This is a genomic window from Rhodococcus sp. JS3073 (genome assembly GCF_026810085.1).
Classification (GTDB): Bacteria; Actinomycetota; Actinomycetes; order Mycobacteriales; family Mycobacteriaceae; genus Rhodococcus_F; species Rhodococcus_F wratislaviensis.
In genome coordinates this window covers 4,445,584-4,458,520 of record NZ_CP113951.1, presented here as the reverse complement: position 1 = coordinate 4,458,520, position 12,937 = coordinate 4,445,584, and the positions used below count along the sequence as shown (strand labels likewise).

Sequence of the window (12,937 nt, the reverse complement as noted above, 5' to 3'; positions counted from 1 at the left end):
TCGTCAACCACTCACGGGGCGCGGAGCGCCCTCGTGGCGCGGACGATCTCCGCGCCGCCGAACATCACGTCGTCGTTGTGCCCGGCCCCGGCCAGCACGACGGTTTCCACCGGGCCGAGCGCCGCATCGGCAACGCGTCGACTCTGTTCCGGTGGGACGACGATGTCGGCCGTGCCGTAGACCACGGTGGTGGGCACGTCGATGCGTGCGACGTACTCCGCGACGGGGAACCTGTCGCGCAGCAGCAGCCGGACAGGCAGGAACGGGTAGTGATGCCGGCCGACGGCGGCGAGGTCGACGAACGGCGACCGGAGCAACAGGCCCGCGGGCGGATGCTCGGTGGCGAGTTCGGTGACGACGCCGGTGCCGAGGCTTTCCCCGAAGTAGAGCAGCCGCTCCGGCGGCACGCGACGCTCGTCGACGAGGTGCCGGCGGGCCGCCCGGACGTCGAGTGCCAGTCCGTCCTCGCTGGGGTGACCGGGATTCCCGCCGAACCCGCGGTAGTCGAAGAGCAGCGTGGCGAAACCGGCGGCGGCGAGGTCCGACGCCAGCTGCGCCCGGTCGGCCCTGTTGCCGGCGTTCCCGGGGGCCACGAGGACGGTCATCAGCGGGTCCCCGCTCGCGGGCGGGACGTACCAGGCGCCGAGTTCGAGGCTGTCCGACGTGGTCAGCGTGACGTCCTCGGCCCCGGCGATCAGTCGGTCGGCGGGTGGCACCGGGGACGTGTCGGGGTAGTAGATCAGTCGTCGCTGCAACACCCACACGGCGGCGACCAGCAAGGCGACAACCAGGAACGCAACGATCCCGACACGGATCATTGCCGAATCGGGGTTCCGGCCCACTCCAGCAGCTCGGCCACGGGCAGGGTGTTGATCACGTCCGTCGGTTCGACTCCGCGTTCGGCGGCGCGCTCGCAGGCATAGCCCTGCCAGGCGAGCTGACCGGTGGTGTGCGCGTCGGTGTCGATGGAGAACTTGCAGCCGCTGCTCAATGCGAGGTCGATCAGCCGTCCCGGCGGGTCGCGCCGCTCGGGGCGGGAGTTGATCTCGACCGCGGTGCCGTACTCGCGGCACGCGTCGAACACCCGTTCCGCGTCGAACTTCGATTCGGGCCGCGGTCCTCGTGCACCCTCGACGAGCCGGCCGGTGCAGTGCCCGAGGACGTCGACGTGCGGGGACTTCACGGCCTGCAGCATCCGCTTGGTCGTCGTCGCGCGATCGGTGTCCAGGTGCGAGTGCACGCTGGCCACCACGATGTCCAGGTCGGCGAGCAGGTCGTCGTCCTGGTCGAGGGTGCCGTCGACGAGGATGTCTACCTCGATGCCGGTGAGCACGCGGAACGGTGCGAGTTCCGCGTTCAGTTCGGCGACGACGCTCAGCTGGGAGAGCAGCTGCTCCGACGACATCCCGTTCGCGACCGTCAGCCGCGGCGAATGGTCGGTGATCGCGCAGTACTCGTGGCCCAGGGCGGCCGCGCGACGCATCATCTCCCGGATCGGGCACCGGCCGTCCGACCAGTCGGAATGGGTGTGCAGGTCGCCGCGCAGGGCGTCGAGCAGTTCGGTCCCGCCGAGGCCGATCGGCTCGGCCGCATTCCGGAGGTATGTCAGGTACAGCGGCACCGACTCGGCGCACTCACGGATGATCGCGGCGGCCTCGGACCCGATGTCCGGCGGCGACACCCAGCCCCGCTCCTCCAGATCGGCCAGTTCGTCCTCGTCCGCGTACGTCAGCACGTCGGCCGCCCGCCGGAATGCGGCGATCCTCGGTGCCTCGTCACGCGAGCGCTCGAGCCAGAACGCAATTTCCCGCAGCGCTTCGACGGGGTCCATCTTTCAATGGTGCACGGCTGCCGGGCTGCTGGCTAGAAGCAATTTCTGCCAGAACTTAGGGTCACCTCGTTGTCCGCACGTTCACACACACGTTCCCTTCGTCTCGCTTACGACTTCTACGGTGCCGGAGTTGTCCACATTCGAATCGGGAGCCACGGTGAGCTTGAAACCCCTCGCACTGTTCGTCAAACACGACGGAGTGTCCTCGCGCGCATCCGTCACCTGTCAGTACAAGTGCGGAAACGCGTGCTCCCACGACGTGCCCAACACTTCGCCCGGCGAGTACTTCCGGGACATCGCCCGAACCGCCCTGTCGCGGCGCGGGATGCTGCGCGGGACGGGGATGGCCGTCCTAGCCGTCGGCGCGGGCAGTGCGCTGGTGGCCTGCTCGGACGACTCCGGCAACGGAAGCGTCTCCGGCACGGGTGGGTCGGACGGCGCGCCCGCCGGAACGAACTTCGACGCCGTCGCCCCCAACACCGAGGACACCCTCGTCGTCCCCGACGGATACGAGCAGGCCGTCGTGATCCGCTGGGGCGACCCGGTGCTGCCCGGGGCTCCCGCGTTCGACTTCGACAACCAGACCGCCCAGGCGCAGGCGCAGCAGTTCGGCTTCAACAACGACTTCGCCGGACTCCTGCCTGTCGAGGGGCAGCCGAACACCTTCCTGCTGGTGGTCAACCACGAGTACACCACCGAGCCGTTCATGTTCACGGGCTACGACGCCGAGAACCCGTCGCCGGAGCAGTTCCAGACCGCGCTCGCCGCACACGGGCTGTCGGTGGTGCAGGTGAAGGGTGAATCCGCCTCGGGCACGCTCACTCCCGAGTTCGGGCCGTACAACCGGCGCATCACGGCGACGACGGAATTCGTCGTCACCGGTCCCGCCGCGGGCAGCGACTTCCTGAAGACGTCCGCCGACCCGACGGGCACGAAGGTGCTCGGCACCTTGAACAACTGTTCGGGTGGCGTCACACCGTGGGGCACGGTGCTGTCGGGGGAAGAGAACTTCAACCAGTACTTCGCGAACGCCGAACTGGTCACCGACCCGGTCGTCGCCGCACGGCTGAAGCGGTACGGCGTGGAAGGTGCTGCGTCCGAGCGCAAGTGGGAACGGTTCGACAAGCGTTTCGACCTCGCCCAGGAACCGAACGAGGTCAACCGCTTCGGCTACGTCGTCGAAGTCGATCCGTGGGACGCGACGTCCGCGCCCGTCAAGCACACGGCACTGGGCCGGTTCAAGCACGAGGCCGCCACCATCCACGTCACCGACGACGGCACCGTCGTGGCGTACAGCGGCGACGACGAACGCTTCGACTACATGTACAAGTTCGTCTCCAGCCGCAAGGCGATGGACGGCAGCAGCCAGGCGGCCGTGCGCCACAACATGACGCTGCTCGACGCGGGCACCCTGTACGTCGCGAAATTCAGCGGCAACTCGGCGGACCAGATCGACGGGTCGGGCACGCTGCCGTCGAGTGGGACGTTCGACGGCACCGGTGAGTGGATCCCGCTGCTCCGCACCGGTGAGGACGGCAAGGGCGAGTCGCTCGTCGACGGCATGAGCGCCGAAGAGGTGGCGGTGTTCACCCGTCAGGCCGGCGACAAGGTCGGTGCCACCAAGATGGACCGTCCCGAGGACTTCGAACCCAGCCCGACGACCGGCAAGGTGTACGTGGCGCTGACCAACAACACCAAGCGCGGCGTCGACGGTGCCGCGGCGGCCGACGAGGCCAACCCGCGGAACAACAACAAGAACGGTCAGGTCCTCGAACTCACCGATGACCACGCCGGCACCGCGTTCACGTGGAACCTGCTGCTCGTGTGCGGTGACCCGAAGGAGGCCGACACCTACTTCGGAGGGTTCGACAAGGACAGCGTCAGCCCGATCTCCTGCCCCGACAACCTGGCGTTCGATCCGCACGGCAACCTGTGGATCTCCACCGACGGCAACGCGCTGAAGTCCAACGACGGCCTGTTCAGCGTCGTCCTCGACGGCCCGAACCGTGGGGAGACCAAGCAGTTCCTCACCGTGCCCAAGGGCGCCGAGACGTGCGGTCCGATCGTCGGCGAGGAGCGGGTCACGGTGTGTGTGCAGCACCCGGGTGAACTGGACGACGCGAGCGCCGACAACCCGGCGTCGCACTGGCCCGACGGCGGCGACGCTCAGCCGCGTCCGGCCGTCGTGGCGGTGTGGAAGTCGGGCGGCCGGATCGGCGTCTGAGCACGTGAGTGGCAAAGTGTGCCCCGGCACGCTTTGCCACTCACGTGACGGGGGCGGGCGGGCGCCCGAGCAACGACTCGAACATCGCGCCGCCCGCGAGGAACCCGTACCGGTCGTAGAACTCGAACATCGCGGACAACCGCGCGCGACCGTCGTCCGTCAGGTCCCGCCCGTGCCGCGACATCCACTCGTCGACGGACACCTGCTTCACCGACACCGGCCCACCCGCCCGGTCGCACAGTTCCCGGACGCTGAGGGCTTCCGGGCCGCCGAGTTCGTAGGTGGCGCCGTGGTGGATGTCCGGGCCTTCCGACAGCACTCGCGCAGCCACCCCCGCGACGTCCGCGAGCCGGACGAACGAGAACGTCGCGTCGGGACTGTAGGGCAGTTCGACGGTCGTGGCCGAGCCGTCCAGCACCGCCCCGAAATTCTCCGCGTAGGCGCAGGGCTGCAGGACGGTCCACCGGAGCCCGCCGAACGTCCTGAGCACGTCCTCGCACCGCGCCTTGTCGACGTGGTGGGGCATGAGCGGGGTGTACGGCCAGGCCACGGAGTGGTAGACGACGTGCTCGACCCCCGCGGACACGGCCGCCGCCAGCGCGTTTCGCAGCAGTGCCGGCTCGTCGGGGTGCACGTTGGGGGCGATGAAGTACACGCCCCGGCAACCCGACAGCGCCCTGTCCAGTCCCGCGCCCGTTTCGAGGTCGACGGCGAAGTCGCCGGGACGCCGGGCGGTGTGCACCACCCGGCGTACGTCGGCGAGCCCATCGAGCGCCGCGACGGCGGCGGCTCCGGTCTTCCCCGCGGCGCCGAGGACTGCGATCTCGGTGCCGCGGGAGAGTGACTCGGTCATCGGATCACCGGTCGATGAAGTCGAATTCGGCGAACTTCGCACCGCCGGAGAGGCGTTCGTACCCGGGACCGCGGTCGAAGAACGGCTCGTCCAGTCCGCGGTCGTTGCGCATATGCTCGCGCAACGCCTCGGTGGCGTCGACGTCCGCGGCCGGTTCCCCGGTCGACGACGCGAGCACCACACCGTAGTCGACGCGTGCACCCTCGGCGGACACCTTGCCCCACAGCACGTCCCGGACGACTTCCTCCACCGGCCGGTCGAGTGGGTCGCCCCAGCCGCCGCCACCGGTGGTGCGGATGCGCACCACTTCGCCGGCCTTGATCGGTTCGGCGTCGGTCAGCGCGTCGAACTCGCGCTCGTTCGGGCCGCCCGGGTCGAGGACCACCGAGAAGGGCCGTCCGGCCTTGCCGCCCTTGACTCCCCAGCAGGAGAGGATCGAGCGGTCGGCGATGGACATGAAGTTCGCGTCCTTGAGCATCCGGATGTGCTTCTCGTAGCCGAGGCCGCCGCGGTAGCGTCCGGCGCCGCCGGAATCCTTCGCCAGGCCCAGCTTCTCGACGATGAACGGGAACCGGCTCTCGGTGAACTCGGTCGGCAGGTTCCGCGAGTCGGGAACGACGTGGATGGTGTCCTCACCGTCCGCGTAGTGCCTGCCGCCGGAACCGCCGCCGAGCACCTCGCGCATCAGGTACGAGTGCCCGTCGAAGTCCTCGCCGTACACACCCGTGTAGCGGATGGTTTCCTGGTCGGCGGGCATGTTCCCGTCGACGGCCTTCGCGACGACGCCGGCGAGCACACCGAGCAGACGCAGGATCACGAACGTCCGGGCGTTGGTGGGCGCCGGGAAGATCGGGGTGATCAGCGTGCCCTTCTCCGGGAACTTCATCTCGATCAACGGCACGACACCTTCGTTGACGTCGAGTTCCGCCATCCGCTCGGGACTGTCGGCGAGGTTGCGCAGGATCGGCGCGAGCCACTTGATGAGGAAGTTGCCGTCGGCGTAGTCACCGCAGTGGTTGATGGGACCCTTGGCCTGCGGTCCGGTGCCGTTGAAGTCGAGGATGAGGCGTTCGCCGCCCTCGTCCTCCGGGCCGGTCTTGGTGAGCGTGATCCGCTGGCGGTGCAGCATGGGCTCGTCGACGCCGTCGTGTTCGGCGTAGTCCTCCCACGTGTACTCGCCCTTGGGGATCTTGCTGAGGATCTCCCGCCGGTACGTCTCGGTGGTCGCGTCCATCATCGCGTCGAAGCAGGCCTCGACGGTGTCGCAGCCGTACCGCTCGAACAGCTCGGTGAGGCGGCGGGCGCCCATGAGGCACGCCGAGCACTCGGCGTCGAGGTCGGCGGCCAGCGCGTCGGGCATCCGCGAGTTGCGGGTCATGATCCGCAGCGCCGCCTCGTTGGGCACACCCTGATCCCACAGCTTGATCGGCGGGACCATGAGGCCCTCCTCGTACACCGTGGTCGCGCCCGAGGGCATCGATCCCGGGCAGCAGCCGCCGATGTCGTCGTGGTGGCCGAACGCCTGCACGAACGCGACGACGGACGGTTCCGCGTCGCCCGGCCGGGTGGCGAACACCGGGACGGTGACGCAGAGGTCGGGGAGGTGGCCGATGCCGCCTTCGGACAGGTAGACGTCGTTGTGGAAGTAGACGTCGCCGGGCTTCATCGTGTCGAGCGGGAAGTCCCGCGCCACCGGGTGCACCAGCGCCGAATACGAACGGCCCGTGAGCTTCCGGAGGTTACGGTCGTGGATACCGGCGCGGAAGTCGTGCGCGTCGCGGATCATGGGGGAGCGGGAGGTCCGCGAGATCGACGTCTCGACCTCCATCTCGACGCTGGCGAGGTAGCCGGCGACGATCTCCACCAGCACCGGGTCGGGCGTCGTGCCGTCGACCGGTGTCAGCCGGTAGGGCTTGGCCGCCTGCACTGCAACGGGTTCGGTGGTGACGATCATCGGTTCGCTCCGTTCGAGTCGGCGATCTTGGTGATGCGGATGTTGCCGAAGGTGTCGATCCGCGCCTGGAAACCGGGGTGCACGGGGATGGTCGAGCTGAATTCCTCGATCACCGCCGGACCCTCGAGGACGTCGCCCGCGCCGAGCCGGGCCCGGTCGTAGACCTGGGTGGTGACCCACTCGTCGAAGTAGGCCGGACGGGTGCCGGTCACCGCGGACTCGGCCCCGGTCCCCGCCGCAATCTCGTTCAGCGTCGGGCGTTTGATTGGGCCGATGCCGCTGACGCGGAGGTTGACCCACTCGACGTGCTGGTGCGGGTCGCCGCGGAAGTCGTAGCCGTACAGCTCCTGGTGTGCCTGGTGGAACCGCTCCGCGGCCTCGTCCATCAGCTCCTGGGTGACGGCACCCTCACCGACCGGCACCCGGACCTCGAAGGCCTGGCCGAGGTAGCGGAGATCCGCCGAGCGCGCGTACTTGCGCTCCGACTCCCCAAAGCCCTCGTCGGCGAGTGCCCGTTCCGCCTCGGCGGCGAGCGCGTCCAGCCCCGACTGCAGTTCCTCGATCTCCAGCCGGTCGTGCCTGCAGACGTGGGTCTGCACGTAGTCGTTGCGGACGTCGACCGTGAGCAGCCCGAACGCGGACACGTTGCCCGGGTTCAGCGGGACGAGGACGTCCTTGAGACCGAGGATGTCGACGAGCCGGCAGGCGAGCAGCGAACCGGATCCGCCGAACGTGACCAGGGTGAAGTCGCGGACGTCGAGGCCGCGCTTGACCGTGATCTGCCGCAGCGCGTTGGCCTGGTTCCACGCCGACACCTCGAGGATGCCGGTGGCGCAGGCCTCGAAGTCGAGCTTCAGCTGGTGCGCGAGCTGCTCGACGCCCTTGCGGGCCAGTTCGGTGTCGAGGGGGATCTCGCCGCCGAGCAGGTGGGGTGGGATGCGGCCGAGCAGCACGTGGGCGTCGGTGATCGTCGGCTCGCTGCCGCCCTTGCCGTAGCAGAGCGGGCCGGGGTCGGCGCCCGCCGACTGCGGTCCGACGCGGAGCGTGCCCTCGGGGGTCTGCCAGGCGATGGAGCCGCCGCCGGCGCCGACGGTGACGACGTCGATCATCGGGATCTTCGACGGGTACGCCCCGACCCGACCCTCGGTGGTGAGCGCGGGCTCACCACGGACCACGACGGTGACGTCGGTCGACGTTCCGCCGCCGTCGCACGTGAGGACCTGCTCGACACCCGCGACGCTCGCGATGAGCGCCGCACCGAGTGCGCCTGCCGCCGGGCCGGACAGCACCGTCGTGATCGGCTGGTGCACGACCTCCTTGGCGGAGAGCACGCCGCCGTTCGACTTCATCACGTAGAACGGGATGTCGCGGGCCTCGCCCTCGTCGGACGAGAATTCGCGCAGCCGGTTGGCGATGTTGTTCACGTAGTTGCGGATGTTCGGCTTCACGGCCGCGTCGACCAGCGTGGTGATGGACCGCTCGTATTCGCGGTACTCGCGCAGCACCTGGCTGGAAATGCTCACCGTGGCCTCGGGGTATTCCTCGAGGAGGATGTCGCGCACGCGCGTCTCGTGGCTCGGGTTGGCGTAGGAGTGCATGAGGCACACGCCGATGGTGCGGATGCCGCGGTCGGCGAAGAAGCGGGCGGCCGTGCGGACGTCGTCCTCGACGAGGGGGCGGATCTCGCTGCCGTCGAACGCCAGCCGGCCGCCGATGGTGCGGACGCGGTCGGCGGGAACGATGCGGTCGGGCTTGACCCAGAAGTAGGAGTTGCCGTAGCCGTCGGGGACGGACTGGCGGGCGATCTCGAGCACGTGCTCGTAGCCCTCGGTGGTGATGAACCCGAGGTTCTCGACCTTGCCTTCGAGGAGCTTGTTGGTGGCGACGGTGGTGCCGTGGCTGACGGCGCCGATCGCGTCGCCGGTCTCGCCGAGCTTGGCGAGCACCTTCTCGATTCCGGTGAGGAATCCCTGCGCCGGGTCGGCAGGCGTCGAGGGTGTCTTGGTGGTGACGACGGCTCCGGACTCCTCGTCCACAGCCACGACGTCGGTGAATGTTCCGCCGGTGTCGATACCGACCCGAATCTTTCTGGATTCCACGATTCCTCCTGGGCTCGTCTCTGTAAGGCAATTGCACCGCTTCCGCCGCCCCGTTTCTTTGTCACATATCGCCGAACTCACCGGTCCTCGTTCGGCGCTGCCCGCGACCGGGTGCCCCTGCACAGACGACAGCACCCCGAACCGGACGGTTCGGGGTGCTGGGTGACGAGGTGTTCGCGACGCTACTTCGTGCAGGTGCCCCGCACGAGGATGCCGCCGACGAGAACACCGGCGAGGGCGATACCCGCGCCCAGTGCGGCCGACGCGAGAACGGTTGTCGTGGAGGTTCCCTCGGGTACCCGCACCCGCGCGGCGGCCGCCGCGGGAACCGGGGCTGCCGCCGCGACACCGGCGACCGCAGGCGCCTCGCCCGCCGCCGCGGCGACCTCGGCCGGTGGGATGCCGTTGGCGATCACGCCGTCGATGCCCTTGAAGAACACCCCGGCCATCTTCTTCGCGACACCGGTGATCATCCGCTGCCCGACGCCCCCGACCATGCCGCCGACGACGGCGTCCGCGTCGTAGCTGAGCAGGGTGCCGCCGTCGCGTTCCTCGAGCCGCACCGTCACGTCGGCCTTGACGGTGCCGGGGGCGCCGGCTCCCGATGCCGTCATCACGAACGATTGGGGCCGATTCTGCTGCGACAGAATCACTTCGCCGTCATAGGTGCCCTTGATGGACGCGACACCCGCGGTGATGGACAACTTGTAATGGTTGTCGCTGAGCTGCTCGAGGGACTGCACCCCGGGGATGGTCGCCGCGAGGACCCGTCCGTCCTGCAGGTTGTCGTACACGGCCTCCGGTGGGGCCGTCAGTAGGGCGGTGCCGGCGATTCTCATTCGTTCTCCTTGCTCTGTGACGACGCGTGTGCGAGGCGAAGCTCGAACAACTCTGAAGGGGATATCGGCATGGAGGTGATCGGGATGCCTTCCGCGTCCTCGATCGCCGCCGCGATGACGGCGGACGTCGGGATCACGCCCGCCTCGCCTGCGCCCTTCATCCCGAGGGGATTGAGCCCGGACGGGGTGACGGTGTGGTCCATCTCGAGCGAGTCGGGCATCTCGGTGACGAACGGCATCAGGAAATCCATGTACGACGCGTTGAGCATCTGGCCGTGCTCGTCGTAGACGATCTTCTCGTACAGCGCGCCACCGACACCCTGCGCGACGGCGCCCATGACCTGGCCCTCGACGATCCGCGGGTTGATGACGTTGCCGCAGTCGTGGATCACGGCGTACCGCCGCACGTGGATCTCCGCCGTCACGGGATCGGTTTCGACGATCGCCGCGTGCACGCCGGACGCGAACGTCGACGTCGGGGGCGAGTAGTAGCCGGTGGCCTCGAGCCCGGGCTGTTCGCCCTCCCGGACCGGCGGAATCGTCATGTCCGTATCGGCTTTCGCGAATCCGGTGGCCTGCCTCGACGCGTCGTCGAACGCGTAGCGCAGCGGGTTCGACAGCACGGCGACCACACCCAGCGAGATGGACGTGCCCTCGGCGCCGGGCACCGTACCGATCTTGCACACGTGCCCACCACGAAGTTCCAGTTCGGCGGGATCGAGATTCAGCGCCTCACCGGCGATCGTGCGGGCCTTCTCCGCCACCATCCGCGCGGCCACGTGGAACGCCGAACCCGACATCACCGCGCCACGGGACGCGAACGTGCCGACGGCATAGCCGAATCGGCGGGTGTCGCCGGTGACGATCTCCACGTCGGTGACCGGCACGCCGAGGTCGTCCGCGACGATCTGCGCGAACGCCGTCTGGTGTCCCTGCCCCTGGGTAGTCAGACCCGTTGCGGCCTTGACCTTCCCGGACGTTTCGACGAGGACGTGGGCACCCTCGTACGGGCCCGGTCCGGTGCCTTCGACGTAGGCTCCGATCCCGATGCCCACGGCCCGGCCCTCGGCCTTCGCCTGCTTCTTGTACTCGGCGAACCCGTCCCAGTCGATGAGCTTCTTGAGCTTGTCGATCCCGGCCTGGTAGTTGCCGGTGTCGTAGATCAGGGGGCGACCGTCCTGGAACGTGAGGTGGAAGTCGTACGGCATCTCCTCGGGCCGGATGAAGTTGTGTTCGCGGACCTCGATGACGTCCTTGCCGAGATATTTCGCGATCGCGTCCATCGCCCGTTCCATCGCGAACACGGCCTGCGGGCGGCCCGCCCCGCGGTAGGGCGTGACGATGACGGTGTTCGTGTACAGCGAATACGCGTCCACCCGGAACGACTTCGGCTTGTACGGCCCGAGCACCTGCGTCGAGGTGTTCAGCATGACGATGATGCCGTACGGGAGGTAGGCGCCGTTGTCGTGCCAGAACGTGAAGTCGAACGCGAGGAGTGTGCCGTCGTCGTCGAATCCGACCGTCACTTCCTGGATCTGGCCGCGCTCGTGCGCGCTCGACACGAAGTGCTCACGCCGGTCCTCGACCCACTTGACCTCGCTCGAGATGCCCGCCGTCCCGAGCCGCCGTGCGGCCCAGGTGACCATGACCTCCTCCGGCCACGGGTGGACGATCTTGACGCCGAAGCCGCCGCCGACGTCGGGTGCGATGCAGTGGACCTTGTTGTGCGCCATCTTGAGTCGGGCCGCGATCGCCGCTCGGGCCGACGTCGACGTCTGCGTGGACGTCCAGAACGTGAGCGCCTGCTCGTCGGTGTCCCAGCGCGCGTAGACGCCCTTGCCCTCCATCGGCATCGACGCCGACCGCTCGATCTCGAGGTTCAGGGTCAGCCGGTGCGGCGCGTTCGCCAGTTCCGCGTCCACGTCGCCGAACCCGTGCTGCAGGTGCGCCGCGACGTTGTCGGGGACGTCCGCGTGCACGGCGTTGTCCGCCTGCCGCGCCACGTCGATGCCCACGACCGGTGGGAGCATCTCGTACGTGACATCAATCTTGGCGCACGCATCCTCGGCGATGTACCGGTTGTCGGCGACCACCATCGCGATCGCCTCGCCGACATGGTTCACCTCGTCCTTGGCGAGCGGATACCCGTTGCGCGGGGCGGTGATCGCCGGATGCGGGATGAGGAGGGGGAGGTTCTCCGCCATTTCCGGGGAGTCGTCCGCGAGGTCGTCGTACGTGTAGATCGCGTGCACACCGGGCAGATCGAGCGCGGCATCGATGTCGATCCCCGTGATGCGGGCATGCGCGTGCGGTGATCGGACGAACGCGGCGATGAGCGCGTTGTGGCCCAGATCGTCGAGGTAGCGGCCGTTGCCGGACAGGAGCCGGGCGTCCTCCGTGCGGGGAATCGGCTTGCCGAACAACTTCTCCGCCGCTGCGGGCGCGTCGGCGCCCTTGGTCCGCGCGGGCTCGGTGCGGGGTTTCGTGACGCTCATGCTCGCCCTGCCCTTCCACCGACGGGGTTGGTCGTGCCGCGGACCTTCGGGTCGAGTGAGGCCCGTGCCGACTCGTCGTCCTTGCCGAGCGGGAATTCGCCCGAACGCTCGCGCTTGATCTCCGCGGCGCGCAGCACGGCCGCCCGGATGTTCTGGTACCCGGTGCACCGGCAGAGGTTGCCCGCGATCGCGTCGGTGGCCTCCTCGCGGGTGGGCGAGTCGTTCTCCTCGAGGAATGCGGCGATGGTCGTCACGAAGCCGGGAGTGCAGAATCCGCACTGCAGGCCATGGCAGTCGATGAACGCCTGCTGCACCGGATGCAGCGTGCCGTCGGGTTCGACGAGTCCCTCGACGGTGGTGATCTCCCGGCCCTCGAGGCTCGCCGCGAGCACCAGGCACGACCGCACCGGTTTCCCGTCGAGCAGCACGGTGCATGCGCCGCAGACCCCGTGCTCGCACCCGACGTGTGTGCCCGTCTGGCGCAGATGATGCCGGATCGCGTCGGATGCGAGCGTGCGCGACGGGAGCACCACCGTCTGCGTCACCGCGTTGAGCGTGAACGTCACCGCGACGTGCTGTTCGCCCGTGTCCTCCTGCAGTTCGGCGAGTTGCTCGTCGATGCTGCGCGTTGCCTTTGCCATG

At 68.8% G+C, this 12,937-nt stretch carries 9 protein-coding genes; 1 reads left to right on the top strand and 8 read right to left on the bottom strand.

Annotated elements, in window-relative coordinates:
- Positions 1-11: 11 nt before the first annotated feature.
- Both OYT95_RS20160 and OYT95_RS20155 read right to left on the bottom strand, forming a co-directional pair.
- Positions 12-818: an alpha/beta hydrolase gene (locus OYT95_RS20160; protein WP_268788791.1), complete on the bottom strand. Its 807-nt coding sequence runs from the start codon at positions 816-818 to the stop codon at positions 12-14.
- Positions 815-1,831, bottom strand: coding sequence for a PHP domain-containing protein (locus OYT95_RS20155; RefSeq protein WP_037230223.1), 1,017 nt, complete (start codon positions 1,829-1,831; stop codon positions 815-817). Before OYT95_RS20155 ends, OYT95_RS20160 begins: the two co-directional genes overlap by 4 nt.
- A 157-nt stretch (positions 1,832-1,988) precedes the next feature.
- On the opposite strand from OYT95_RS20155, the gene OYT95_RS20150 reads away from it, so the two are divergent.
- Positions 1,989-4,055 (top strand): PhoX family protein, encoded by a 2,067-nt coding sequence (locus OYT95_RS20150; RefSeq protein ID WP_037230377.1) that lies wholly within the window; start codon positions 1,989-1,991, stop codon positions 4,053-4,055.
- A 40-nt stretch (positions 4,056-4,095) separates the two neighbouring features.
- Here the strand turns inward: OYT95_RS20150 and OYT95_RS20145 are convergent, their stop codons facing one another.
- The 6 genes from OYT95_RS20145 to OYT95_RS20120 form a co-directional block, all read right to left on the bottom strand.
- On the bottom strand, positions 4,096-4,908 hold the full coding sequence (locus tag OYT95_RS20145; protein ID WP_268788790.1) for an NmrA family NAD(P)-binding protein: 813 nt from the start codon (positions 4,906-4,908) through the stop codon (positions 4,096-4,098).
- A gap of 4 nt (positions 4,909-4,912) precedes the next feature.
- The gene (locus OYT95_RS20140) at positions 4,913-6,862 is read right to left on the bottom strand and encodes a hydantoinase B/oxoprolinase family protein (RefSeq protein ID WP_268788789.1); all 1,950 of its coding nucleotides are present in this window, start codon (positions 6,860-6,862) and stop codon (positions 4,913-4,915) included.
- Positions 6,859-8,961 carry a hydantoinase/oxoprolinase family protein gene (locus OYT95_RS20135; protein ID WP_112299968.1) on the bottom strand — a complete coding sequence of 701 codons (2,103 nt, stop codon included), beginning with the start codon at positions 8,959-8,961 and terminating at the stop codon, positions 6,859-6,861. The genes OYT95_RS20140 and OYT95_RS20135 overlap by 4 nt, the downstream gene beginning before the upstream one ends.
- A 182-nt stretch (positions 8,962-9,143) precedes the next feature.
- On the bottom strand, positions 9,144-9,800 hold the full coding sequence (locus OYT95_RS20130) for an SRPBCC family protein (RefSeq protein ID WP_037230233.1): 657 nt from the start codon (positions 9,798-9,800) through the stop codon (positions 9,144-9,146).
- Positions 9,797-12,295 (bottom strand): aerobic carbon-monoxide dehydrogenase large subunit, encoded by a 2,499-nt coding sequence (gene cutA, locus OYT95_RS20125; protein ID WP_268788788.1) that lies wholly within the window; start codon positions 12,293-12,295, stop codon positions 9,797-9,799. The genes OYT95_RS20130 and cutA overlap by 4 nt, the downstream gene beginning before the upstream one ends.
- On the bottom strand, positions 12,292-12,936 hold the full coding sequence (locus OYT95_RS20120; RefSeq protein WP_037230237.1) for a (2Fe-2S)-binding protein: 645 nt from the start codon (positions 12,934-12,936) through the stop codon (positions 12,292-12,294). Before OYT95_RS20120 ends, cutA begins: the two co-directional genes overlap by 4 nt.
- Position 12,937 lies beyond the last annotated feature (1 nt).